At 42.2% G+C, this 23,676-nt stretch carries 25 protein-coding genes; 17 read left to right on the forward strand and 8 right to left on the reverse strand.

The genetic code is table 11. The features are described from left to right. Positions 1-5: 5 nt before the first annotated feature. Entirely contained in the window at positions 6-1,529 is a 1,524-nt protein-coding gene (betC, locus tag DFP75_RS03970; RefSeq protein ID WP_110572424.1) for a choline-sulfatase, read from the reverse strand. A gap of 129 nt (positions 1,530-1,658) precedes the next feature. On the opposite strand from betC, the gene DFP75_RS03975 reads away from it, so the two are divergent. After that, positions 1,659-2,552: a choline sulfate utilization transcriptional regulator gene (locus tag DFP75_RS03975; protein WP_110572426.1), complete on the forward strand. Its 894-nt coding sequence runs from the start codon at positions 1,659-1,661 to the stop codon at positions 2,550-2,552. A gap of 1 nt (position 2,553) precedes the next feature. On the opposite strand, the gene DFP75_RS03980 is transcribed toward DFP75_RS03975, so the two are convergent. After that, positions 2,554-3,441: an AEC family transporter gene (locus DFP75_RS03980; protein ID WP_110572428.1), complete on the reverse strand. Its 888-nt coding sequence runs from the start codon at positions 3,439-3,441 to the stop codon at positions 2,554-2,556. A gap of 17 nt (positions 3,442-3,458) precedes the next feature. Continuing rightward, the gene (locus DFP75_RS03985; RefSeq protein WP_110572430.1) at positions 3,459-4,364 is read right to left on the reverse strand and encodes a LysR family transcriptional regulator; all 906 of its coding nucleotides are present in this window, start codon (positions 4,362-4,364) and stop codon (positions 3,459-3,461) included. Positions 4,365-4,471: 107 nt separating this feature from the next. On the opposite strand from DFP75_RS03985, the gene DFP75_RS03990 reads away from it, so the two are divergent. Beyond that, complete coding sequence (locus DFP75_RS03990; RefSeq protein WP_110572432.1) at positions 4,472-5,452, forward strand: aldo/keto reductase; 981 nt, start codon at positions 4,472-4,474, stop codon at positions 5,450-5,452. Between the two features lie 49 nt (positions 5,453-5,501). Here DFP75_RS03990 and bcp read toward each other — a convergent pair whose 3' ends face one another. Further along, positions 5,502-5,951, reverse strand: coding sequence for a thioredoxin-dependent thiol peroxidase (gene bcp / locus DFP75_RS03995; RefSeq protein ID WP_110572434.1), 450 nt, complete (start codon positions 5,949-5,951; stop codon positions 5,502-5,504). Between the two features lie 226 nt (positions 5,952-6,177). Between bcp and dapA the strand changes: the two genes are divergently transcribed. The 5 genes from dapA to DFP75_RS04020 all read left to right on the forward strand — a co-directional run bounded on the left by dapA (position 6,178) and on the right by DFP75_RS04020 (position 10,868). After that, positions 6,178-7,059, forward strand: a complete 882-nt coding sequence (gene dapA / locus DFP75_RS04000; RefSeq protein WP_110572436.1) for a 4-hydroxy-tetrahydrodipicolinate synthase — start codon at positions 6,178-6,180, stop codon at positions 7,057-7,059. Next, the gene (locus DFP75_RS04005; protein ID WP_110572438.1) at positions 7,056-8,120 is read left to right on the forward strand and encodes a hypothetical protein; all 1,065 of its coding nucleotides are present in this window, start codon (positions 7,056-7,058) and stop codon (positions 8,118-8,120) included. The genes dapA and DFP75_RS04005 overlap by 4 nt, the downstream gene beginning before the upstream one ends. 41 nt (positions 8,121-8,161) lie before the next feature. Beyond that, complete coding sequence (gene purC / locus DFP75_RS04010) at positions 8,162-8,878, forward strand: phosphoribosylaminoimidazolesuccinocarboxamide synthase (RefSeq protein ID WP_110572440.1); 717 nt, start codon at positions 8,162-8,164, stop codon at positions 8,876-8,878. Between the two features lie 66 nt (positions 8,879-8,944). After that, positions 8,945-10,189: a lipoprotein-releasing ABC transporter permease subunit gene (locus DFP75_RS04015; RefSeq protein WP_110572845.1), complete on the forward strand. Its 1,245-nt coding sequence runs from the start codon at positions 8,945-8,947 to the stop codon at positions 10,187-10,189. Then, a complete protein-coding gene (locus DFP75_RS04020; RefSeq protein WP_110572442.1) occupies positions 10,182-10,868 on the forward strand; it encodes an ABC transporter ATP-binding protein in 687 nt (228 codons plus the stop codon). Before DFP75_RS04015 ends, DFP75_RS04020 begins: the two co-directional genes overlap by 8 nt. Positions 10,869-10,924: 56 nt before the next feature. Here DFP75_RS04020 and DFP75_RS04025 read toward each other — a convergent pair whose 3' ends face one another. Then, positions 10,925-11,515 (reverse strand): DUF2062 domain-containing protein, encoded by a 591-nt coding sequence (locus tag DFP75_RS04025; protein ID WP_342767490.1) that lies wholly within the window; start codon positions 11,513-11,515, stop codon positions 10,925-10,927. Between DFP75_RS04025 and DFP75_RS04030 the strand changes: the two genes are divergently transcribed. The 8 genes from DFP75_RS04030 to murI are packed head-to-tail and all read left to right on the forward strand — an operon-like array spanning position 11,493 to position 18,071. Next, the gene (locus tag DFP75_RS04030) at positions 11,493-13,427 is read left to right on the forward strand and encodes a ComEC/Rec2 family competence protein (RefSeq protein ID WP_110572444.1); all 1,935 of its coding nucleotides are present in this window, start codon (positions 11,493-11,495) and stop codon (positions 13,425-13,427) included. The two genes, DFP75_RS04025 and DFP75_RS04030, sit on opposite strands and share 23 nt — an antisense overlap. A 13-nt stretch (positions 13,428-13,440) precedes the next feature. Next, entirely contained in the window at positions 13,441-14,067 is a 627-nt protein-coding gene (locus DFP75_RS04035; protein ID WP_110572446.1) for a MotA/TolQ/ExbB proton channel family protein, read from the forward strand. Beyond that, positions 14,064-14,486 (forward strand): ExbD/TolR family protein, encoded by a 423-nt coding sequence (locus tag DFP75_RS04040; protein ID WP_110572448.1) that lies wholly within the window; start codon positions 14,064-14,066, stop codon positions 14,484-14,486. Before DFP75_RS04035 ends, DFP75_RS04040 begins: the two co-directional genes overlap by 4 nt. Continuing rightward, positions 14,483-15,520 (forward strand): tetraacyldisaccharide 4'-kinase, encoded by a 1,038-nt coding sequence (gene lpxK / locus DFP75_RS04045; RefSeq protein ID WP_110572450.1) that lies wholly within the window; start codon positions 14,483-14,485, stop codon positions 15,518-15,520. The genes DFP75_RS04040 and lpxK overlap by 4 nt, the downstream gene beginning before the upstream one ends. Further along, entirely contained in the window at positions 15,513-15,710 is a 198-nt protein-coding gene (locus DFP75_RS04050; RefSeq protein WP_110572452.1) for a Trm112 family protein, read from the forward strand. The genes lpxK and DFP75_RS04050 overlap by 8 nt, the downstream gene beginning before the upstream one ends. After that, the gene (locus DFP75_RS04055) at positions 15,707-16,183 is read left to right on the forward strand and encodes a low molecular weight protein-tyrosine-phosphatase (protein WP_110572454.1); all 477 of its coding nucleotides are present in this window, start codon (positions 15,707-15,709) and stop codon (positions 16,181-16,183) included. Before DFP75_RS04050 ends, DFP75_RS04055 begins: the two co-directional genes overlap by 4 nt. Before the next feature lie 8 nt (positions 16,184-16,191). After that, positions 16,192-17,265 (forward strand): UDP-N-acetylmuramate dehydrogenase, encoded by a 1,074-nt coding sequence (gene murB, locus DFP75_RS04060; protein ID WP_110572457.1) that lies wholly within the window; start codon positions 16,192-16,194, stop codon positions 17,263-17,265. Further along, positions 17,262-18,071 (forward strand): glutamate racemase, encoded by an 810-nt coding sequence (gene murI / locus DFP75_RS04065; RefSeq protein WP_110572459.1) that lies wholly within the window; start codon positions 17,262-17,264, stop codon positions 18,069-18,071. Before murB ends, murI begins: the two co-directional genes overlap by 4 nt. Here murI and DFP75_RS04070 read toward each other — a convergent pair. Beyond that, positions 18,068-19,213 (reverse strand): patatin-like phospholipase family protein, encoded by a 1,146-nt coding sequence (locus DFP75_RS04070; protein WP_110572461.1) that lies wholly within the window; start codon positions 19,211-19,213, stop codon positions 18,068-18,070. The two genes, murI and DFP75_RS04070, sit on opposite strands and share 4 nt — an antisense overlap. A gap of 254 nt (positions 19,214-19,467) precedes the next feature. Between DFP75_RS04070 and DFP75_RS04075 the strand changes: the two genes are divergently transcribed. Together DFP75_RS04075 and pgm are read left to right on the forward strand one after the other, a co-directional pair. Beyond that, positions 19,468-20,592 carry a beta-ketoacyl-ACP synthase III gene (locus tag DFP75_RS04075; RefSeq protein WP_110572463.1) on the forward strand — a complete coding sequence of 375 codons (1,125 nt, stop codon included), beginning with the start codon at positions 19,468-19,470 and terminating at the stop codon, positions 20,590-20,592. A gap of 115 nt (positions 20,593-20,707) precedes the next feature. After that, entirely contained in the window at positions 20,708-22,351 is a 1,644-nt protein-coding gene (gene pgm / locus DFP75_RS04080; RefSeq protein WP_110572465.1) for a phosphoglucomutase (alpha-D-glucose-1,6-bisphosphate-dependent), read from the forward strand. Between the two features lie 82 nt (positions 22,352-22,433). On the opposite strand, the gene DFP75_RS04085 is transcribed toward pgm, so the two are convergent. Both DFP75_RS04085 and DFP75_RS04090 read right to left on the reverse strand, forming a co-directional pair. Then, the gene (locus tag DFP75_RS04085; RefSeq protein ID WP_110572467.1) at positions 22,434-23,162 is read right to left on the reverse strand and encodes a spermidine synthase; all 729 of its coding nucleotides are present in this window, start codon (positions 23,160-23,162) and stop codon (positions 22,434-22,436) included. Between the two features lie 70 nt (positions 23,163-23,232). After that, on the reverse strand, positions 23,233-23,553 hold the full coding sequence (locus tag DFP75_RS04090; protein WP_245926958.1) for a class I SAM-dependent methyltransferase: 321 nt from the start codon (positions 23,551-23,553) through the stop codon (positions 23,233-23,235). Positions 23,554-23,676 lie beyond the last annotated feature (123 nt).

A 23,676-nucleotide genomic window follows, 5' to 3' on the forward strand; every position in this document is an offset into this window, starting at 1 on the left:
TATGTTTACTCTGCTTTAGGGAAACGTGATCGGCTCTCCAAATCGTCCAAGTCGATATGGTTTCTCATGTACATTTCACTGCTATCAAAAATAGGTTGATGATCCCATGGTAGCTTTTTGCCTATATTCATGGCTTTTACCACCAAACGTCGACGACGCTGACTGATTAAAACGTCTTGCGTTAAGGCCTCTGAATCCCAGCGCTCAAGAGCTTCTTGTCTGAAACTATCATGGATGTCTTTGTAGCTAGGGTTGGTAGCTAGATTGATAAGCTCATCAGGATCGTTTTCTAAATCAAACAATTGATCTGGATCGATATGGCAATGAACGTATTTGTATGGTCCGCGGCGTATCATGAACAAAGGCGCTATAGCGCCTTCTCCAAAATATTCCCCTATAACCTCATCATGACCGGTTTTTTGCCCATCCAAATGAGGTATTAAGCTTCTGCCTTGGATAGGCATGGCGTATTCATGATCAGATACGCTGGTTGCCATTTCAAGAAAAGTTGGCAATAAGTCCATCGTAGAAACGGATTCTTTTACTCGTTTTGGCAAGAAACGAGTCGGTGCGTGAACTATCATTGGGACGCGGGCAGAGCCTTCAAAGAAGGACATTTTGTACCAGAGGTTTCTTTCTCCCAGCATATCGCCATGATCACCTGAGAAAACAATGATTGTATTATCGTCTAGGCCAGTTTCTTTTAGTGCTTTTAGAAGCATACCTATTTTATCGTCTACATAGCTTATTGCACCGTAATAAGCGCGACGGGCATTGCGTACCTGTTGTTCGCTAAGCTCTTGATCATGATACGCATACACTTCTTGCAATCGGGAAGAATGCGGGTCCTGCTGATCTTTAGGGATCTTTATTCTGGGTAGGTCTATCTCATCGTCGCGGTATCTATCCCAATACTCTTGTGGAATCGCATACGGATCGTGGGGGTGAGTCATCGAAACGGTTAGACAGAAAGGTCTGTCTTGATCTCGTCTTACGTAATCGTATAAATAACGTTGAGCATGGAAAACCACCTCATCATCAAAGTCTAACTGGTTGCTTCGAACACAAGGTCCTGCTTGAGTAACAGACGACATATTGTGGTACCAAGTAGGGCGAGTTTTTAAATCGTCCCAATTGGGAAACCAGCCATAATCAGCAGGATAAATATCTGTCGTAAGTCTTTCTTCAAACCCATGTAGCTGATCTGGTCCACAGAAGTGCATTTTGCCAGAGAGCGCTGTTTTATAGTTCTGTGCGCGAAGGTAGTGAGCAAATGTAGGAATGTCTGCAGGGAAATCGGCAGCGTTGTCAAAAGCACCAATTTTACTTGGTAGTTGTCCTGTCATTAAAACATATCGAGACGGTGCACAAAGAGGGCTATTGCAATAGGCGGAGTCAAAGACCACGCCTTGCTCAGCAAGAGTGCTTAGATTCGGTGTTTTTACAATCGGATTACCATAAATAGGAAGGGCAGAGGTAGCAAGCTGATCCGCCATAATAAAAAGGATGTTTGGTTTCTTTTCTGCCATGATTATCTCTAATGCGTAAAAAGTGAAAGAGAGGCAAATGAAAGTAAATTGCCTTGTTATATAGAGATTGCGCTAACAAAAAGTTATTGTAAACTCACTGAAATTTTATACATGGGATAAGTTGAGCTTATGTTAGATGATTTCGATCTTCCTCCGTTGCAATCGCTCGTCGTTTTTGAAGCATCAGCAAGGCTATTGAGTTTTACCGCTGCTGCACGGGAACTTGGTACGACTCAACCAGCAGTGAGTCAGCAAATAAGAGGGTTGGAGGAGTCTCTCGGCGTAATGTTATTCGATAGAATATACCGTGGCGTGGTGTTGACTGATGCCGGATATATTTTATTAAAAACGACGCAGTCTAGCTTGAGAGACTTACGTGATGTTCTGCAAAGAATTAAACAAAAACCGAAAAGTCAGCGAATTACCGTTGCGACGGACTTTGCTTTTGCCGCTTTTTGGTTGATGCCAAGACTGCCCGAATTTCGCAGATTACATAAAGATATTGATATTCGAATTCAAACCTCTCAATCGGAAGTGGATTTAGTGTCTCTTGAGGCTGATGTGGCAATTTTATTTGGAGAAGGGCAGTATCAAGGTTATCACAGTGAAAAACTGCTATCTGAAGTCGTCTACCCAGTGTGCAGCCCAAAGCTTTTTAATGAATTCTCTGGATTTAATAATTTGTCAGACCTGGTGTCGGCACCACTTTTAAAATTGAACGCTGATATGGGGCAAAAGTGGGTAGACTGGGACCAGTTGTTTCAACTCAATGATTCGCTGTGGCAGCCTTCAGAATCCGTAATGGAGTTTGATAATTATACTTTACTGGTACAGGCTGCGATTTCTGGCCAAGGTGTTGGTTTGGGGTGGTCACCCTTGTTAGATGACTACATTCAAAATGGCGTGTTGGTTTCACTGCCAAAATTTACCGTAGAATCTGATAATGGCTATTACATTGTTTTATCAAAGCAACATGCTCCCAACCCCGCTGTCTCAGCTTTTCTAGAATGGTTGAAAACTTAACTTAAGATAAATAAAACCACCAAACAGCGGCCGCTGAGCAAAGTGATAACGGCAGCGAAATAAGTATCATAAGGGCAATTTCATCGGTTGGCCCTTTGAATTTAGTGGCCAGCATATAGCTGATCACGGCAACAGGCATCATGCTCAATACAACTAATACAGAGCTTTCTAGGTGTGTTAGCGGAAAGACACTAATAACCAATATGGCACTTAAGCCACCAACAAAGGGACGAAAAAAAGATAGAGCAGCGGCTCGGTATATTTTTTTGCCATCTTGAATCGATAGATTACTCAGAGACTTCCCTAATAACATTAGCATTATTGGTAGCGTTATATGGCTGAGCATGTTCAGTGTGTTCATTAAAGGGGCAGGTAAGCTCAGGTTGAAGCTTAAGAATAACGCGCCAACAACGAGGGCGATAACAGGACCATTTTTTAATAATTGCTTTACACTATAGGAACCGGACATAAAGCCAACCCCTAAAGTGAAGTGGCTTATCTGGACAACCGATGAAATGACAACCGCAATAGCCATGCCTTCATTGCCAAATAACGCATAAGCAATTGGAATGCCCAGGTTGCCTGTATTTGGGTTAACCAACGGGGGAAGATAAAATTGTGTGGGAAGCTTTAGTGATTTTAAAAAAATAAAAGAAACAACCCCAGCTAAGACCAATACAGAAACGGTAGCGCTGATGATTTTAAGCATGCTAAAAACTTGCATTTGCATCGATAAAACCGAGTAAAGCAGCAAAGCTGGTAAGCCTAAATTAGACACTAAAGCGCCTAGTGATGGACTCTCTAAATAGTTTGTTTTCTTTCCAAGGAAGAACCCCAAACAAATCAGTAACAAAATAGGGGTGAGAGAACTCGCCAAGGCCGACAGCATATAAATCCTTATAGACTCTATGATTTTTTGGAGGCGTCCATAGTAAAGGCTTCCATTAAATAGTGCACCAATGCTTTTACTCTTAGGCTAATATTCCGTGACTTAGGGTAAAGCAGAGTTACGTCAGAATGAGGGATATGCCAGTCTGGTAGTAACTCTATCAAGCGGCCAGACTCAATATCGTCTTTTACATAATAGGCTGGTTGTCTTGATATTCCAGCGCCATCTAGAGTTGCTCGTCTAACCACATAACCATTTGAGCACTTAAGTTTTCCCTGCACTGGTAAATCGTATTTCTCTTTGCTACTGATATGGGTGAAGGACCAACGTTTTACTGAACCATTAATCAACGCATGATCTAACAAGTCTTTCGGGCTCTGGGGCTTAGATTGGTTTTCAAAATACGTTGGACTGGCAACAAGATGATTGGTGTAGCGGGTGAGCTTTCTTCCAATTAGGTTGGAATTCATTAAAGCCCCCATCCTAACAACAAGGTCGTATTGCGATTCAATTAAATCTTCTCGTGTACTAGAAAAGCTAAGCTCAATTTCAATCTTCGGATTGTCATTCATAAACTGAATCAATATCGGTGCAAGTATTTCTTCACCAAACAAACCTCCTACTGAATTAATTCTGATTTGGCCTCCGATGCTCGAATGAGCATTCTGTGCCGACAAAACAGCATGCTCCAGTTGGTTCACTCCTTGGCGCGACAATTGATAAAAGGTTTCTCCAGCAGGAGATAATGACAGCGAGCGAGTCGATCTATAGAGCAATTGAACGCCCATATCTTTTTCTAATCGGCTTATTATCTGTGAAACACGCGCTCTCGAAAGGTTAAGTTGTTCTGCCGCTTTCGAAAAGCTCTGCGCTTCAACTACGGTTAAAAATTCGCGAATACCTTCGGGAAAATGCGGATTCATACTGTTAAGCCCTATTAAACAATCATTTTAATGTATCGATAATTATAAACAGTTAAAAGGCTCGTATAGTAGAGGGATTCACGAATAACTTTATCGTAGGAGTATGTATGAAAACTCGGGTACTGGGGAAAACAGGATTTGAAGTATCGGAAATCGGCTTAGGATGCTGGCAGCTTGGCAATGACTTTGGTCCAGTAGAAGATCAAGAAGCGGCCGCAATCTTACAATCAGCAGTGGACGAAGGAATTCATTTTTTTGATACCGCTGACGTATATGGTGGTGGTTTAAGTGAACAAAGAATAGGGCAATGGCGAAAAACGTTAAGCAATCAACCTATCATCGCTACTAAAGTTGGTCGCAATAGTGAGCTATACCCAAATGGTTACAGCAAGGCGAAAGTAAAAGAAAGCTTACAGGCTTCCGCTAAACGATTAGGTGTGGAAGCCGTTGATTTGGCTCAACTGCATTGCGTGCCTAGAGATATCTTGTTCTCAGGCGACTTGTTGGCTTGGATGGAAGACTTTAAGCAAGAGGGCATAATCAAACACTTTGGCGCCAGTGTCGAGATGTTGGATGAAGCAAAGTTTTGCTGTGAGCATCCCCAAATTGCCAGCTTGCAGATTCTGTTTAATGTGTTCCGTCAGGATGCAGTAGACTCATTGTTACCGCTAGCGAGTAAAAATGACGTGGGTATTATTGTGCGTTTGCCACTGGCGAGCGGGTTATTAACAGGAAAAATGGGACTCAATCATACTTTTAGTGAGCATGATCATCGATCATATAATAAAGATGGTGCGGCATTTCATGTAGGTGAAACCTTTAATGGTATCCCATTTGAAAAAGGCATTGCTCTAGTTGAAGCTCTGAAAGAAAAACTACCTGAAGAACACAATATACTGGATGTGTCTCTACGTTGGATTTTAGATCAGCCACAAGTATCAAGTATTATCGCTGGTGCGAGTCGCTCTTCACAAGTTGTTCGCAATGCCGCGGCATCGAATTTGCCACCTTTAAGTAAAGAGTTGCATAGCTTGTTAGCGGACTTTTACCGTATGGAAGTTAGAGATGAGATTCGTGGAGGGATCTAGTGATTGGTAAAACAATGGCGCGTGTGTTTTCGCGCCATTGTTCTGTGGCTTATTTTAGGATCTGCTCAGCGTGAACTTTGGTTTTCACTTTGCTGATGATGTCGGAAATAACGCCATTTTCATCGATAATAAAAGTGGTTCTTACTGTCCCCATAGACTCTCGCCCCATAAACTTCTTCAGCTGCCAAGTCCCGTATAGTTCATGAACCTCTTTTTCTGTATCCGCAATTAACGGAAATGGTAGATCGTATTTTTCGATAAAATTCTGGTGTTTTTTCTCTGTATCGGTGCTAACGCCCAAAACAACAAAACCTTGATCCAAAAGCGCCTGATAGTTGTCGCGCAAATCGCAGGCTTGAGCTGTACAGCCAGGCGTATTATCTCTTGGGTAAAAATATAAGACGACTTTCTTACCTTTAAATTGACTAAGAGTGATCGTATCGCCGTTTTGATCTTTAGCACTAAAATCTGGTGCAATTTGTCCAATTTCAATTGTCATATGGCTGCTCTCTGTTTCATTAATAGGATTTAATAGTAGGTATTTTGTTTAATATTTGCTCTGTATGTATGAGCTTAAGAAAGAGTATCTTAACAAGGGCTTAGTGAAAAATCCTCTTGTCATGAGTTTCTTACGAATTTACGCCTGCTTTACGTCCTCGAATTATTGTTAATCAAGAGTCTGGACGTTACTATAGGCGCGCTTATAATTTTAACGGAGACTCGAAATGATCACAGGTAGTTTAGTTGCGCTTATCACACCTATGTCACCAGATGGCGCTGTAGATACCCAAAAATTAGATGATCTAATAGAGTTCCATATAAATGAGGGGACTCATGGCATTGTTGCTGTGGGAACGACAGGCGAGTCTTCCACTCTGACGCCTGAAGAGCATGCCAACGTTATTCGTCAAGTAGTGAATACTGTTAATGGTCGTGTTCCAGTTATTGCAGGGACTGGCGCTAATGCTACCCATGAAGCTATTGATCTTACTCGAAGTGCGAAAGAAGCAGGCGCTGACGCTTGCTTGCTGGTCACACCTTATTACAACAAACCGACTCAAGAAGGCTTGTATCAGCACTTTAAAGCCATTGCTGAAGCGGTTGAAATTCCTCAGATTCTTTACAACGTACCGGGTCGAACTGCATGTGACATGCAAAATGAAACAGTCGTACGTCTTTCATCCATTACGAATATCGTTGGAATCAAAGATGCCACTGGTAATTTGGAGCGTGGAGAAGCGTTAATTAACGCGCTTCCAAATGATTTCGCTGTTTACTCAGGTGACGATCCAACCGCCGTATCTCTTATGCTTCTTGGCGGTAAAGGCAATATATCCGTTACGGCAAACGTCGCACCAAAAGCGGTTGCGCAAGCTGCTGAAGCCGCGTTAGCAAACAATTCTGATCTAGCTCACTCAATTGATACCACTATATCATCACTGCATACGAACCTATTTTTAGAATCTAACCCAATACCAGTAAAATGGGCGTGCAGCCAATTGGGTTTGTGTGAAGATGGTATTCGCTTACCTCTTACCCCGCTTTCAGAGCAGCATCATCCAGCTGTTCGACAGGCATTGATAGAAGCTGGAGTTTTATTAGTATGAACAAGTTAGCTTTACAGTTAATCGGTGCAAGCTCGGTGGCATTTTTGCTATCTGGCTGCAGTACTTTTTTTACTGACCATTCAGATGATTATCAAAAAGAAAGTACTGCAACAACACCCATCGTGATGCCAGATGGCTCCCAACCTGCAAAGGATGTTTTGGTTATACCAAATGAAAACACTATTGCAGATTTAGAGGGTGTTACACCTTATGAGACACCGCGTGCTCCTTTTATATTTTACCCTATGGTCGGCGTTGATGTGATTGAAAAGCCGGATGCGATTCAATTTTCAATTCCTGCCAACAGTAGCCAATCTAAGCGTATTGTGACTGATTTTTTAACCGCACTGCATGGTGCAGGTTCACCAATAGCTTCTCAAACTGAAAATCAGATTGTCAGTGTGCCATTTGATTTTGATCCACAAGGTTGGTGGGGCTCATTATGGAGTAGCATTACTCGAGTTTATCCAGCTACCCCAGCGTTTTCTTTTACATTCAACGAAGTTGAAGGTAAAACATTATTATCCGTTCAGTACCGTGAAGAGCAAAAAGGGGTAGAGGCAGGCAACTGGATGAGTCCTGTTAAAAGCCAAGATGCCTATTCTGTAGCAGTGCGTCTTTGGGGAACCATAGGGCGTCAACTAAATCAAACATCTGCTTATCTATCCAATCGTGGTTCAGAGACTACATTCCCTATTTGGGTTGACCATCGCGGAATCTTTGCCATTTATTTAGGTAAAAACTCTTCAGCATCGGAAATAGAAGCAAAATTAAATGCAGCTGGCCTTTATTTGATTCCAGACCAAGACAATATGCTAGCGCCAGTCCCTGCAGAAGAGGTTGCGCGTATTGGTGATGTTGTTGACTTCAACATTCCTGGTAGTGAACAAAAATTGTTTAAGGTGTACCGTCGAAACCTTGATGATGTTAGCTGGGAAAAGCGAGAATATCCTTATCAGATTTCACGCCAAAAAGCGGGTGATTTTTTAGTGATTGATGTTTCTGCTATGGATTCTCCAGAAGTGACATCCTTTCATTTAGTTCAGCGCTTTTTAAAGTAATTAAGATTAACCCCTCATAAAAGAAGACCGGAGACTCTCCAATGGAAAAACGACAAGAGCTGTATGCAGGTAAGGCAAAATCTGTATTTCGTACAGATGACCCTGACAAAATGGTTCTAGTATTTCGCGATGACACCTCAGCATTTGACGGAAAGCGAATAGAGCAGCTTGATCGTAAAGGCATGGTGAACAATAAGTTTAACGCTTTCATCATGAGCAAATTACAAGAAGCTGGAATCCCAACCCATTTTGAAAAGCTTTTAAGTGATACCGAGTCGCTCGTAAAATGCCTTGATATGATGCCGGTTGAATGTGTCGTACGAAATGTTGCTGCGGGCAGTCTATGCCGTCGTTTAGGTGTTGAGGAAGGCATTGAATTATCACCACCAACGTTTGAATTGTTTTTGAAAAATGATGCTTTGGGTGACCCAATGATCAACGAATCTCATGTTGAATCATTTGGCTGGGCAAAAGCGGCAGATTTGGCAAAAGCAAAAGAACTTACATTTAAAGTAAATGATGTACTAAAAAAGATTTTTGCTGATGGCGGCATGATTCTAGTTGATTACAAATTAGAATTTGGTCTATATAAAGGTGAAGTTTTATTAGGTGACGAGTTCTCTCCAGATGGCTGCCGTTTGTGGGATGCGAAAACCAAAGAAAAACTTGATAAAGATCGTTTTCGTCAAGGCTTGGGTGGCGTTATCGAAGCTTACGAAGATGTTGGTCGTCGTATAGGTATCGATTTCGACGCCTAAACGAATTTGGCGATTAAATCTATAATGGAGGGATATTCCCTCCATTTTGCTATGCAAGGATACACATTGATTAATTTCCTACCTGTTGCTATCGGGCTTAGATACGCCCGTGCTAAGCGCTCAAATCATTTCATTTCATTTATCAGTTTTTCCTCTATCGCAGGCCTCGCTTTGGGCGTGATGGTTTTAATCACCGTATTGTCTGTGATGAATGGGTTTGATCGTGAATTACGCCAACGTATTTTAGGCATGGTTCCACACGCTACCTTGTGGGGAAGCCCTGTTTTACATGATTGGCGAGAAACAGCTATGTTGGTTGAAGCCATGCCAAATGTTGTTGGGGTTGCGCCGCACACCCAAGCACAAGTTATGTTTCAGTCTGGTTCAAGTGTTCATGGCGCCATACTAAATGGTATTAATCCAGAGATGGAAAAGAAAGTGTCTATCATTGGTAACAACATGGCTTCAGGCTCTCTCGATGCCTTGGATGACACAAGCTTCGGGATTGTCTTGGGCGCACAACTTGCCAAAATGCTAAGGGTTGATATTGGTGATAAGGTGACAGCGATTTTGCCAAAAGCAAACGTTTCGATTGCTGGTGTTGCACCGGTTTTAAAACGTTTTACCCTTGTCGGTACGTTCGAGGTTGGGGCAGAGCTGGATAGCAGTTTAGCCTATATAAACATTAAAGATGCCGCAAAATTGAAGCGTTACAAAACTGACGAAGTGGAAGCGCTAAGAATTTCGTTTGATGACTTATTTGTCGCACCATCACGTATTTGGGATATAGCCAGAGAAGTGCCTGGGCAAAACAGAGTCAGTGACTGGACCCGCACTCACGGTAGTCTTTTCCAAGCAATAAAAATGGAAAAAACCATGATAGGGCTGTTGCTACTTCTTATTGTGGCGGTCGCAGCTTTTAATATTGTCTCCACTTTAGTAATGGTTGTAACTGATAAGCGTAACGACATCGCTATCCTGCGAACTATGGGCCTAACCTCTACCCAAGTTATGTGGGTGTTTATTGTTCAAGGTATGTTCATTGGTATGCTAGGGACCTTAATCGGCGTTGTGCTAGGCGTGACATTGGCATTGAATGTGAGTGAACTGATTGCTGCATTACAGAACTTGTTAAATGTTCAATTCTTAAGTTCAGATGTTTATTTTATTAACTATTTACCGTCTGAACTCCAGTGGTCGGATGTTGAATTAATTGTTACTTCTGCTTTTATCATGACGGTTGCCGCAACAATTTATCCTGCTTGGCGAGCATCAAAAGTAGAACCCGCGGAGGCATTGCGCTATGAGTAGTAATATCGTTTTGGAATGCCGTCAATTGTCGAAGCAATATCAAGATGGCAAGCAAGTGGTCGATGTCTTCCAATCTATTGAGCTCTCTTTAAATAAAGGAGAGGCTTGTGCAATCGTGGGGGCATCTGGATCCGGCAAAACCACCTTACTTAATTTGTTGGCGGGCTTAGACTTGGCAACCACAGGCGATGTGAAGCTTGCGAATGTTTCTTGGTCCAGCATGAAAGACGCTAAGCGGGCGAAGATGAGAAACAAAGAAATGGGCTTTGTTTACCAGTTTCATCATTTACTCGCAGAATTTTCTGCACTGGAAAATGTTCTTATGCCTATGTGGATTGCTGGAATGAACAAAAAAGAAGCGTATCAGCGAGGTGAAGAATTACTTGGGCAAGTTGGTCTAAAAGACAGATTACATCACAAACCGTCACAGCTATCTGGCGGTGAAAGGCAGCGAGTTGCCATTGCTCGTGCGCTAGCCAATCGTCCTGCTTGTGTTTTGATGGATGAACCAACAGGTAATCTTGATGAAACCACGTCCGTGGAAATTCAAAAGCTGATTAATGAGCTAAAGGTCAATTACGGCATGGCGTTTCTTGTTGTAACGCATGATGAAAAAATGCTTAGCTGGATGGATTCGGCTTATAGATTATCAAAGGGGACTTTGCAGCCACTTAAGTAATCTTATTGAAAGCTCTAAAGAAGGTCGAGAGAGGAGGTTGCACTCCGACTCTCGGCTTATTTTTTGTCTGGAGTATTACGGGCTTTACGCTCTTTCCAACGCTTTAAGACATGCAAACGCCACAGTATGGAAATAACAGCATAACTGATGGCACCGACAACCAGTCCAGAGGCTACGGATCCAACATAAAGTGGAAGCCATATGTGTTCCATTTTATCCCATATCCACTCAACGGAAAGGTGAAAATTCTTGTCGTGATGCAGATCTAAAATAAGCGAGCCAACTTTGTAGTTAAAATAGAATACAAAAGGCATGGTTAGCGGGTTTGTAATCCAAACGAGTGCTATCGAGAGGGGGATATTTGCTCTAAGAGGAATAGCTAATAAAGCCGATGCTAACATTTGGAAAGGCATTGGAATAAACGCCCAAAATAGGCCATTAAAAAATGCCCTAGCAACGGATTTCCTGTTCAAATGCCATAAGTTAGCCTCATAAATTTGAGACCCTAATAGATTCAGCGCTTTACTTTGTTTTAGCTTTTCAGGGTTTGGTATGAATTTTCTTAGATAATTCTTCGGCATAATCAGGTATTGAAAAATTAGCAATTTAAGACAAGGAGGTCTTATGTTACTAAGTAGTTTGTCCATATTGATGGGCGCCATATTGGTGCCGAGCGATTATTTATGGGTGTATTCTACTCATATCGTAATGGTGTGTCTCTACTTAATATGGACAAAGCGCTTCCTAGTGCTATTTTTGACACTTGTGTCCTTAATGTTTCTCGCTTTTCATGAGGGCAAACAGCCATCGACCATACCGATTGATGCACAAGAAGTGGTCTTTATAGATTTCCAGCAAAGAACCCTGTTCCCTTCTAGAAGCCTACCCCCAGAGCAATCCGGCTCCTTTAAAAAGCAATCCGTTGAAATTATGTATTTCACCCCGAGCGGAGAGCGAAGAACACATCAGAATTTTAATTTGCGCTTTGGTAAGGTGTTCGAAGCAACAAGGCACGATCTATCCTCAGAATACATCAAAGGCGTTGTCAAAAATGTCATTCTCTCGGACAAAGAAGGCAGTTGGTGGCAGAAAAAACTTTACATTAATCGGCAAGTAGCTCAAATCACAGTGGAGCTTTCAGAGCACGATATACAAAGATTGGACAGCCTAAGGTCATCACCAAGGGACCAACTTCTTGAGACATTAGATTCAAAGTTATCCGACTTTAGTTCTTGGCGTTTTTCAAAAGCCTTGCTGTTAGGGCAAAATGATCTTTGGAGTCAAAAAGACACTTGGGTGATCCGAACATTAGGATTGGCGCATCTTTTTGTCGTTTCAGGTCTGCATACTGGATTTATGTTTGTAATCGGAAGCTTGGTAAGTAGGGTGGTTTGGCGGCTTCTTCCGGGAAGCATACTCTTATCAGGATTAACCCGCTGGCATTGCAACGCCATAATAATCATTCCGCTATTATTTTCTTATGCCTATTTTACAAACTGGGGCGAACCGGTCGTAAGAGCTTCCATAATGTTGAGCGCGTATTTATTTGCTCGCATGTTATCACTGCATTTTTCTGCCTATAGCATCATAACATTTGCTTTATGGTTGGTGCTTTTAGCGAACCCCAGAGCTATTTTAAGTCCTGGGTTATGGCTTTCATTTAGCCTGGTGTATTTGCTTATTGGCTATTGCCAAACAGCTAAGTTGTCTCGCTTATTTATGGGGCAAATGATGTTAAGCACAGCTTCTATGGTTTTGATTCTTGGCTGGCAAGAAGAAATCTCAAGCGTATCAGTGTTAGTCAATATGTTGCTTATTCCTTTCGCGGCCTTTGTTTGGTTCCCATGGGGGCTATCGGCTTGCTTTGAGGCTTTTTTGATTGGCTCAACCTACTGCTATAAATTGTTGGAAATGCTGCTTTATTACGTGGATGAGCTAATTAACTGGGTGGCTTTTCGTCTGCCACTGTTAGCGTTTGAAACTTTTCCAACCGATTTTCCAAGGATTTTAATGCTGTTCTTGATCGTATTCTGGGTGTATCAGAGCCCATTAAAGCGAGGCATTCTTAGCTTAACCAGCATTTGGTGCTTACTCTTTTCTTCTACACTTCTCTACGATAATAAGCCTGACTACTTGATACAAAATAAAAACAACAGCTTGATCTTGAAAAGTAATGACCAAATATTAATGGTTAATTCTTGGGCTGGTAGCGATGTTGAACGTCTGACATTTGATTCAGATCTACATTTCCATTCAGCTGGTAGTTATATGTTATCGCCAGCGCAAATGTCGGATTTAACGCCCAATAAATTAGTCTCGGCCGATGCGTCATGGGTATTTTTACAAAAAGCGGAAGCCGAAATGACCACCGTAATGCTGGATGCATTAAAGGTTAATTGGCTTATTATTGCGAATGGGGAATTTTTAGAGTTCTACTTTAGAGACAAGCATCTTTCTCTGCGACACTCTTCGTGTCTTTATTCATTTTTTCTCTTAAAATCTGACACTTGCAAGCGTGTAGAAAAGCTAGAGAGTGTGTTAAATTACTTACAAACTTAAATTGGAGAGCGAAGTGTTAGCCTTTATTCAAACTGGTGGTTTTTTCATGTGGCCGTTATTGGCCTGTTCCATTCTTACTTTGGCTATTATTATTGAGCGTTTTTGGACTCTCCGCCAATCGCATGTTGCTCCTAAAGGTCTCTTATCTGATGTTATGTCACGATTACGTGACGACAGAATGACCATTGAATACATTCGTTCAATGCAGGGTCAAGCAGGGCTTGCATCAATATTTGCAGCGGGGTTGCTAAACTCAAAGCATGGGCGAAGCTCGATGAAAGAAAGCATTCAAGAGGCTGCCAGTCATGTTATCCATGAGTTAGAGCGCTTTATGAATACGTTAGGAACTATTGCTGCGATTTCTCCATTGCTTGGTTTGCTTGGAACCGTTGTTGGTATGATTAAAGTGTTCTCTGTGCTAATGGAAAGTGGGGCTGGAAACACCGCGTTATTAGCTGGCGGTATTTCGGAAGCGCTATTAACAACCGCTGCCGGCCTTGGCGTTGCTATCCCTGCTTTGATTTTTCACCGCTTTTTTAGTCGTAAAATTGATGTTCTTGTCGTTACGATGGAGCAACAGTCCACAAAACTGATCGATGCTTTACACACAGATAGAGAGAAGACAGGGGTGGCACAGTGAAGTTTCGTCGTCAAAAAATAGATGACGTTCAAATTAATTTAACGCCCTTGATTGACGTCGTTTTCTTGTTGTTAATATTTTTCATGGTCAGTACAACCTTTAATCAAAGTACAGAATTAACGATAGACCTTCCAACAGCGACATCGAATGCTCCAGCGTCCGACAGAACGAAAAATATTGAATTAGTGATCACGGCGGATGGGCAATATGTCATTAATGGTCAGACGCTCATTAATGAGAAAGTAAGTACCTTAATACAAGGCTTAAAAGAAGTTGGAGAAGGGGATTTAACTCGTCCGCTTATCATTACCGCAGACGCAAAATCGCCTTATGACTTGGTGTTAAGAGTTTACGATGCTGCAGCAAGCTTGGGGATTACCAAGCTGGCGCATACAGCACAGAAAGAGCCTAGTCAGTGAGTTTTGAGTCGCTATTTACTCGATCTTGGTATGGTCGTTGTGGTTGGACCCATATCTTTCGTCCACTTCAGCCCTTAGTTAATAAGGTCGTAGCTGACAAGAGGCGTCGCTTTGTAGAGCACCCGCAATTGTCCTACAAAGCCCCTGTGCCGGTCATAGTGGTCGGTAACATAAGTGTTGGGGGAACCGGGAAGTCGCCAATGGTCGTTGCCCTGTGTAAGCTCTTAACGGAAAACGGATATCGACCAGGCATTGTCTCCCGCGGCCATGGTGCAAAAATTAAAACACCAACTCCAGTTTACCCAACAAGTTTGGCTAAAGAGGTAGGTGACGAGCCTGTAATGCTTGTCCGTCGCGCTAATTGCCCAATGGTGGTTTACCCTAAGCGAGATGAAGCCGTTAAGTATTTGTTGAATACAACAGACGTGAATGTTGTTATTAGTGATGACGGTATGCAGCACTACCAACTTAATCGAGATATCGAAGTTGCCATGTTAGATGCTTCTCGTGGGGTTGGTAATGGCCACTTGCTTCCTGTTGGCCCATTAAGAGAACCTGTTGAACGACTTAATGACGTCGATTTTATTGTTAGTGTATCCAGCAAAACGACAGAGTCTCTCAATCTTTTGGGCCTGCCAATTACACTTGCTCCACTAACACCGACCGAACTGGTATCGCTTGATGGGGCTAAGCGAATGGACTTGCGATCCGCTTTTACGCCAGAGTCAAAGTGGCATATTATGGCAGGTATTGGTAACCCTGAGCGCTTTCTAACAACATTAGAAAATCTCGGGGTGCAAAGACAAAACACAACTCATCAATGGTTTGCTGATCACCATGCTTTTGAAGCCACAGACATTCCATCTAATGGTGCCGTGGTTATGACAGAGAAAGACGCAGTTAAGTGCCAAGCGCTTGAGTTATCAAACGCTGAGGTTTGGTATTTACCGGTGTCTTTAGAATTGCCTTTAACCTTTCAGCAAACATTTTTAGAAAAACTTAATCACATTATTACGGATCAATCCAATGAATAAAACGTTACTTGATATCCTTGTTTGTCCAGTTACCAAAGCCACTTTAACCTTGAGTAAAGATGGTACAGAGTTGATAAGCAAAGTCGGCGGCATGGCGTATCCAGTTAGAGATGGCATCCCTGTTTTATTAGAAACAGAAGCTCGCACATTAACGGCTGATGAACGCTTAGATTCAGATTCTTCAAAATGAGAAGTTACAAAGTATTAACGGTGTGTTTGGGCAATATTTGCCGATCACCTGCAGCGCAAGGTATTTTGGAAGCTGCTGCTAAACAGAATGACGTTTTTTTAGAACTTGATTCTGCAGGAACTGCAGCCTATCACATTGGGAATCCGCCAGACTCTCGTTCCATTGCTGCGCTTCGTCAGATTGGCATTGATATCTCTCACCAGAAAGCACGCCAAGTAACCAAAGAAGATTTTAATGAATTTGATTGGATTTTAGCTATGGATAGAGAAAATCTATCCAATCTTAAAAAAATTCAGCCACAAAACAGCAAAGCATCATTGGTCATGTTTGGTGAATTTAATGATCAAGCCGCTTTTGGCGAAGTCGCTGATCCTTATTATGGTGGTAATGAAGGCTTTGTAGAAATGCGAAAACACCTTACTAAAATTGCTGATGCATTTGTACATCACCTTCATCCCAATAAAGAAGATTAGACTAGGCAATGAAAATTCGATTCAACACGGAAGACGACTTTGCTCAGCGCATTGAAGGTTTCATCCAAGAAAATGTTTCTCTAGCTACTTATAATACCTTTCGCTTTGATTACTCTGCAGAATATTTTGCAATTGCCGAGACGTTGGATTCTTTAAGGGATTTACTCGCTTGGGCGAAGCTTAATCATAAAACGGTCACCATGATTGGCGGCGGCAGTAATTTGCTTATTTCAGACCATGTCTTAGGTCTAGTTATCATTAACAAGCTATCGGGCATTAACGTGCGAGAGCATTCAGGTAACCTTGTTAATTTAACGGTTGCTGCTGGTGAAAACTGGCACCAAGTGGTGCAATTTGCCGTAGAGAACGGGTGGTATGGAATTGAGAATCTTGCCTTAATCCCAGGCACAGCAGGAGCCGCGCCAGTACAAAACATCGGAGCTTATGGCGTTGAGATCAAGGATGTTCTTTCTCGTGTTCAAGTGATCAATAAAGACACCGGTGATGTGTATTGGATTAATGGTCGAGACTGCGGGTTTGCATACCGTGATAGCCACTTTAAAGGTCAATGGAAAGATGTGTTGTTGATCACTTCTATTGAGCTTTCATTAAAAAAACAGGCCGATTTTCAATTAGGCTATGGTGGTTTGTCTGACCGAATGGATGGCATACCCGATCTACAATCTGTTTTTAATACGGTGTGCCGTGTTCGTAATGAAAAGCTGCCCGATCCCGCTGTTCTTGCTAACTCTGGAAGCTTTTTTAAAAATCCAATTATTAGCCAGAAACAACATGCAGAATTGAAGTTGCGTTTTCCTGATCTTGTTTCTTTTCCGTTTGAAGAGGGTTTCAAACTGGCCGCTGGTTGGTTAATTGATCGAGCAGGTTGGAAAGGGGCTCATTTCCAAGGGGTTGGAGTCTATGAAAAGCAGGCCTTGGTTTTAGTTAATTATTCTGAAAATGACGCATCAGCCTTGCTAGAGTTAGAAGATAAAATCAAACAATCGGTCTATGAAAAATATGGCGTGTCTTTAGAGCGTGAACCTGTTCAGCTACCTGTTGTGACGGAGATAGTAGAGTGAAGATCGGAGTAATGGACTCTGGTGCCGGCGGTTTGACGATTCTTAATGCCATACATCAAAAGCATCCTAGTCTTGATCTGGTGTATTTGGCTGACGATGCCTTTGCTCCATATGGCAGTAAAAATATTGATCAGTTGCAGGATAGACTGGTCAAAGTGGGTCGTTTCTTTGAGGATGAAAATGTTTGCGCTATTGTGGTTGCCTGTAATACAGCAACCGTTGCCGCCATTGATACGCTTCGAGCAAGTACTTCGTTACCCGTTATTGGTGTCGAGCCTGCTGTAAAACCCGCTTTTCGACTCAGTAAAAAACGTCGTGTTGCTGTATTGGCGACACCCGTTACAGCAAAGAGTCCAAGGCTAAACCAGCTCATCGACCTTTGGAAAGCGGATAGTCATGTCGACATTATGTCGAGTTCCAGTTTGGCTTTCGATATCGATGCCTGGCCAGAAACAGAAGAAAAGGTGAAGGCGACGATTCATGCATTAAGCGAGGATATGCTCGCTGAAAATATAGATACCTTAGTATTGGCATGCACTCATTACCCTTTAGTAAAAGGTTTATTTGAAAAGGCATTAGGTAGCCAGTGTGAAATAATAGAGCCAAGCGAAGGCGTCACAGCACAAGTGGTTCGCCGCCTATTAGAGTCATACCCAATGGAAGCTCAACGTGCATTGGTCACTAGCTCGTCTAACAAAGGCCGTATTGAGTTGTGTTGCACAAAAGAAACGAAAAGCTTTAAGCGTCTAACGCAATGGATTGAAGACGCTGACGCCATTACCCTAAAAAGGGTTGTTAAGCTCTAAGTATCATTTTCTAAAAAAGCGAGAATGCGATCTTTTTCCCACATGGCGTCTTGATAGCCTAAATCCATAAGTGCTTTGCAATACTGGGGGGTAAACAAAAGATAACTCGCTGCAGAACTGATTTTTTCCGAAGTGGATCCGCCAGCGGCTTTTAAAAGCACTCGAATATTCTTTGGCAAGGTTCCTAGATGTTGATGCGCAATAGCATTCAGCTCTTGAGACGGAGAGATTATCAAGGTTTCAGTAGGCAGGTTTTGGTGTTGCGCTTTTTTCTCTTCGGGAAGGTCTCTAATAAGACTGTTCATAATTTCTAGCTGATTAATGTCGTCTTCTAGATTGTCGATAAACGCACTGTTCAATAACTGCCCTAAGATTTGTGCCATGCTTGGGGCGCTTGAATCAACATCAGTGTCAGGTGCTGACCATTTTTTGGCGCTACGATTACCGCTTACACCGATAATAAAAAGCTTATTCGCGCCTAACTTTAAAGCTGGGTAAATCGCTGATTTCTGCCTAATAGCGCCATCACCATAATAATGATTATCTATCTTGTGAGCTGGAAAGATGGTGGGTATCGCGCTGGAGGCTAGGAGATGATCAACTCCCAGGTTAGCAATGACGCCTTTTCGTCTATTGCCTTGCCAAGGATGAATGTCTGGTGCTCCTTGAAAGAAAGTAGTTGATTCACCCGTACTGTAACTCATAGCGGTAATCGCAAGCGCTCTCAACTGTTTATTATCAATTGCATTCGTAACCCTCGAAAAATCGAGATGATTACGTAGCAACTCTTCTAAGGGCAGATTATCCATAAGCGCAATAGAGCGGTCATGATTATGCATATGGAAATATGACATTAGTGTTTTAGTTAAAGAACTCGCAACCGGCCAACGTCCTACGGTATAAATCTGATCAGGTGTTAAATGTCGCCATACAAAGGCAAGGGTCGAAACAGCTTTGGAAAAATTATCGGCATAGGAAGCAAGCATAGTGGCATTAAGCGCGCCAGCAGATGTGCCGCACAAAATAGAAAAGGGGATAGGTGAGTGCTTAGGCAGGATTCGGCCCATCGCAGATAAAACCCCGACCTGATAGGCCGCACGAGCCCCACCACCGGACAAAATCAATGCATTATTATTGTTCATAAAAGCTCACTTTTTCAATCCTGATTAAGCAACAAATTTACTCCATAATGAATCATTTTCTCCTATTAAAACAACTACTCATTTAAGAAAAAGGATGGCTAATGCCATTAGAAGTATCACGTTAGATATTACCAGAAAACATAATAAAACCAGTTTGTTATTACAATTTGTGGACTGTTCTAACGTTGTGGTTCACAATCTAACTTAACGCTTAATAATCACTTTATAGTAAAAATAATAAAAAGGTAAATTCCATGAATTCTTCCGTTGTCATTAGCGGAGTCGGTCTATGGACTCCAGCAAACAGTATCAGCAATGAAGAGCTCGTAGAGAGCTACAACGCTTGGGCTGAGAATTATAATGCTAAAAACTCAGCGTCCATTGAAAAAGGGGAAATGGAAGCGAAACCTCTTTCAAGCGCTGCTTTTATCGAAAAGGCTTCTGGCATTAAAAGTCGTTATATTTATTCAAAAGAGGGTGCGTTAGATATTAATCGTATGCGACCCACGCTAGAAGCAAGAACTGACGATCAAATATCCCACCAAGCAGAAATGGCGATTGCTGCGGCCAATAAAGCCTTAAAAGCAGCCAACAAAAAAGCCAGTGATATTGATATGGTGATCGTTTCTTGTGCTTATACTCAGCGATCTTATCCTGCTATTGCTATTGAAGTGCAAGGGGCGTTGGGTATAGAAGGTTTTGGTTTTGACATGCTTGTCGCTTGCTCGGCTGCAACGTTTGGTTTGCAGCGGGCTGTTGATGCTGTAAAAGCAGGATCGTCAAAAGGGGTTCTGGTGATCAATCCAGAATTAACTTCTCCCCAAGTAAATTACATGGATCGGGATTCTCACTTTATCTTTGGTGATGTCGCCACTGCCATTGTTGTTGAAAGTAGCGATACCTGTCAGTCAGCCCATTCCTTTGATGTGATAAGTACCAAGTGTATTACATCATACTCAAACAATATTCGTTCTAACTTTGGCTATACGTCTCGGGTCACAGATGAAGACCCTTATTCTGCCGACATGCTATTCCATCAAAATGGTCGCAAAGTTTTTAAAGAAGTCTGTCCCATGGCCGCAGATCACATTGAGAACCATTTGAAAAGCCAAGGCATTCAGGTGTCAGAGTTAAAACGTTGGTGGTTACATCAAGCCAACATCAACATGAATCTGTTAATCAGCAAACGCTTGTTAGGGCGTGATGCAACACTTGAAGAGGCGCCGGTGGTGCTTGATGAGTATGCCAATACAGCTTCTGCTGGCTCTATTATTGCTTTTGCCAAATACCATGAAGATTTGACTGTTGGCGATATTGGTGTGATTTGTTCTTTTGGTGCTGGTTATTCAATAGGCAGTTTGATACTTCGTAAACGCTAATTGCTTATTCTTTTATCTTGCTTGAATAACTTGCTCAGTTAAGTCATTGAAACAGACCTGATTATAAGGGAGACTAATCATATTAGTTTCAATGACTTAATAGGGCATTTTAAATATGGCAATTCATCCTCAAGCAGGGCAGCTTGCTTCTCACGATATCCTTGTAAACATTCCAGAGCTGATGTCAGCTTATTACACAAAAAAGCCACGCGTAATCACTCATCCAGATGAGCGTGTAAGCTTTGGCACATCAGGTCATCGTGGTAGTGCTTTATTAACCAGTTTTAACGAAAGTCATATCTTAGCCATTGCTCAGGCAATTGCGGAATATCGCTTATCCAACAACATTACTGGTCCTTTGTATTTAGGTAAGGACACACACGCCTTGTCTGAAGCCGCTTTTCAAACAACAGTGAGCGTGCTCACGGCCAATGGGGTTCGTGTACGAACTCAATTAAACGGCGGCTATACGCCAACACCGGTTATTTCTCACGCTGTGCTAACCCACAACAAAACAGAAGTTGATGTTAGCGATGGTATTGTTATTACACCCTCCCACAATCCACCAGAAGATGGTGGTATTAAATATAACTCCAGTAAAGGCGGCCCGGCAGACAAAGACATTACTGATTGGGTTGCGAAAAGAGCAAACTCATTACTAGAAGCCAATCTTGAAGGCGTAAAATGCTTATCGCCAGATGAAGTCGAATTAAGTGGATTGATTGAACCTTTTGATTTCATAAGTCACTACGTTAATGACTTAGAAAATGTGATTGATATGAAAGCCATCGCAGAAAAGAAAATTCGAATTGGTGTTGATCCAATGGGCGGCTCAGGCATTCATTATTGGGAACCTATTGCGAAAAAATATGGCTTGGATATTACTGTGGTAAATAATGAAGTGGATCCTACATTTCGCTTTGTTCCACGTGATAAAGATGGTCGTATCCGTATGGACTGCTCTTCGCCTTATTCAATGCAGGGTTTGTTAAAGCTCAAAGACGATTTTGATATCGCCGTTGGCAATGATCCAGATTATGACCGTCATGGCATTGTGTGTGCTGATTTTGGCCTGATGAATCCTAATGCCTACCTAGCCGTGGCAATTGAATACTTGTCTCAGCATAGAACGCAGTGGCCACAAGATATTCAATTTGGCAAAACCCTTGTCTCTAGTGGCATGATCGATCGCGTTGTCGCAGGTCTTGGACGTAAACTTTGCGAAGTGCCTGTTGGCTTTAAATGGTATGTTGAAGGCTTGTATGAAGGCTCTATGGCATTTGGTGGAGAAGAAAGCGCTGGCGCCTCTTTTCTGCGTAAAGACGCAAGTGTTTGGTCAACGGATAAAGACGGCTTCATAATGGCACTGCTTGCTGCTGAGATTCTAGCGGTAACAGGCAAAGACCCTCAGACACTTTATGAAACGCAAGTAGAAAAGTATGGTAAGCCTTATTACAAGCGTATTGACGTTGTCGCAACATCCGCACAAAAAGCCTTGTTAGGGGCTTTAGATACCAAAGATGTTACACAAACAGAGTTAGCTGGTGAAAAAATTCTTTCAGTGCTAACTAAAGCGCCAGGCAATAATGCTGCCATTGGTGGATTAAAAGTTTCCACAGAAAACGGTTGGTTCGCAGCGCGACCATCGGGTACAGAAAACGTTTATAAAATCTATTTAGAGAGCTTTGTTTCAGAAGAGCATCTTGCTGAGCTTGAAAGCGAGGCGAAAGCCTTGGTAGATAGTGTGCTTGATAACTAAAGAAACACTTTGAATAGGTTAAAACCAATGAAAACGCTGCCTTTCTTGTTAAAAAAGAGAGGCAGCGTTTTTTTGAAGTGAATTAAATCTCCGACAATCTAGAAAGCCATTTTCCTAATTGGAAACCCATTTTATCGCTGAGCTTTTGCGCGGCGGCTTTCAGTTCTTTGGCGTTATTATGGTTCACTCTTTTGCCAGCGATAATCACCCAATTACCACTTCCTGTATCCAAGGCTCTGACATCGTTAAAGTGTTGTTTAATGACAGCAGTCAGGTCATGGTTATTCTTTTGATCAATCCAGCAATTCAGGGCTAACCATCCATCCTCTTTGATGTTTTTGGCGCAGTTTTCAATGAAGCTTGTCTGAAGAACGTCACGATCCATTCCTTGCGTGTTATAAAGATCCGTCATCAATAAATCGACCTTTTTAGGCAATCCTTCAGCCATGTAGTCAATGGCGTTGGCAACCTCTAAGTTGATTCGCTTGCCTTTTGGCAGTTTAAAATACATTTCAGCCGCGTCCATCACTTCTTGACGTAATTCGACAGCAGTTAAATGAATAGCGGGAACCGTATGGTGAAGCGCATTAAGCAAAGTGCCACCGCCAAGCCCTAAAATGCACACTCGTTTTGGCTCGCAAAACAATAGAGGTAGCATCATGGCTTGAGTGTATTCGTGTTGTAAAACATGTGGCGTTGAAAGACGAATACGACTTTGCTCATCACCTTCTGCAAAAGACAGAATGCGGTATTGGCCGTCATCAAAAACCCGAATAGGGCCAAGTTCGTCGGCACTGTCATGTATTAACATAGTGTTCCTTTAAATATAAATAGTTAAGGCTCGTATTTCAGAGCCTTAATGATGGTGATGCAGTGATTGCTTAATCGGTTCGCACTTCTCTTAGATGTTTCAAGATGGCTTGCACTGGATGATCGACAGCAGTTAAATGAATAGCGGGAACCGTATGGTGAAGCGCATTAAGCAAAGTGCCACCGCCAAGCCCTAAAATGCACACTCGTTTTGGCTCGCAAAACAATAGAGGTAGCATCATGGCTTGAGTGTATTCGTGTTGTAAAACATGTGGCGTTGAAAGACGAATACGACTTTGCTCATCACCTTCTGCAAAAGACAGAATGCGGTATTGGCCGTCATCAAAAACCCGAATAGGGCCAAGTTCGTCGGCACTGTCATGTATTAACATAGTGTTCCTTTAAATATAAATAGTTAAGGCTCGTATTTCAGAGCCTTAATGATGGTGATGCAGTGATTGCTTAATCGGTTCGCACTTCTCTTAGATGTTTCAAGATGGCTTGCACTGGATGAG

This window comes from Marinomonas alcarazii (genome assembly GCF_003208215.1).
In the GTDB taxonomy this organism is placed as follows: domain Bacteria; phylum Pseudomonadota; class Gammaproteobacteria; order Pseudomonadales; family Marinomonadaceae; genus Marinomonas; species Marinomonas alcarazii.

Coding starts and splice junctions, on each gene's coding strand:
- purC (WP_110572440.1), top strand. CDS start 8,162: ATGGAAAAACGACAAGAGCTGTATGCAGGTAAGGCAAAATCTGTATTT.
- DFP75_RS04020 (WP_110572442.1), top strand. CDS start 10,182: ATGAGTAGTAATATCGTTTTGGAATGCCGTCAATTGTCGAAGCAATAT.
- DFP75_RS04075 (WP_110572463.1), top strand. CDS start 19,468: ATGAATTCTTCCGTTGTCATTAGCGGAGTCGGTCTATGGACTCCAGCA.
- DFP75_RS04070 (WP_110572461.1), bottom strand. CDS start 19,213: ATGAACAATAATAATGCATTGATTTTGTCCGGTGGTGGGGCTCGTGCG.
- DFP75_RS04090 (WP_245926958.1), bottom strand. CDS start 23,553: ATGTTAATACATGACAGTGCCGACGAACTTGGCCCTATTCGGGTTTTT.
- bcp (WP_110572434.1), bottom strand. CDS start 5,951: ATGACAATTGAAATTGGACAAATTGCACCAGATTTTAGTGCTAAAGAT.
- DFP75_RS03985 (WP_110572430.1), bottom strand. CDS start 4,364: ATGAATCCGCATTTTCCCGAAGGTATTCGCGAATTTTTAACCGTAGTT.
- DFP75_RS04005 (WP_110572438.1), top strand. CDS start 7,056: ATGAACAAGTTAGCTTTACAGTTAATCGGTGCAAGCTCGGTGGCATTT.
- DFP75_RS03980 (WP_110572428.1), bottom strand. CDS start 3,441: ATGCTGTCGGCCTTGGCGAGTTCTCTCACCCCTATTTTGTTACTGATT.
- DFP75_RS03975 (WP_110572426.1), top strand. CDS start 1,659: ATGTTAGATGATTTCGATCTTCCTCCGTTGCAATCGCTCGTCGTTTTT.
- DFP75_RS04025 (WP_342767490.1), bottom strand. CDS start 11,515: ATGGACAAACTACTTAGTAACATAAGACCTCCTTGTCTTAAATTGCTA.
- murB (WP_110572457.1), top strand. CDS start 16,192: ATGAAAATTCGATTCAACACGGAAGACGACTTTGCTCAGCGCATTGAA.
- DFP75_RS04055 (WP_110572454.1), top strand. CDS start 15,707: ATGAGAAGTTACAAAGTATTAACGGTGTGTTTGGGCAATATTTGCCGA.
- DFP75_RS04030 (WP_110572444.1), top strand. CDS start 11,493: ATGTTACTAAGTAGTTTGTCCATATTGATGGGCGCCATATTGGTGCCG.
- betC (WP_110572424.1), bottom strand. CDS start 1,529: ATGGCAGAAAAGAAACCAAACATCCTTTTTATTATGGCGGATCAGCTT.
- pgm (WP_110572465.1), top strand. CDS start 20,708: ATGGCAATTCATCCTCAAGCAGGGCAGCTTGCTTCTCACGATATCCTT.
- DFP75_RS03990 (WP_110572432.1), top strand. CDS start 4,472: ATGAAAACTCGGGTACTGGGGAAAACAGGATTTGAAGTATCGGAAATC.
- DFP75_RS04050 (WP_110572452.1), top strand. CDS start 15,513: ATGAATAAAACGTTACTTGATATCCTTGTTTGTCCAGTTACCAAAGCC.
- dapA (WP_110572436.1), top strand. CDS start 6,178: ATGATCACAGGTAGTTTAGTTGCGCTTATCACACCTATGTCACCAGAT.
- DFP75_RS04085 (WP_110572467.1), bottom strand. CDS start 23,162: ATGTTAATACATGACAGTGCCGACGAACTTGGCCCTATTCGGGTTTTT.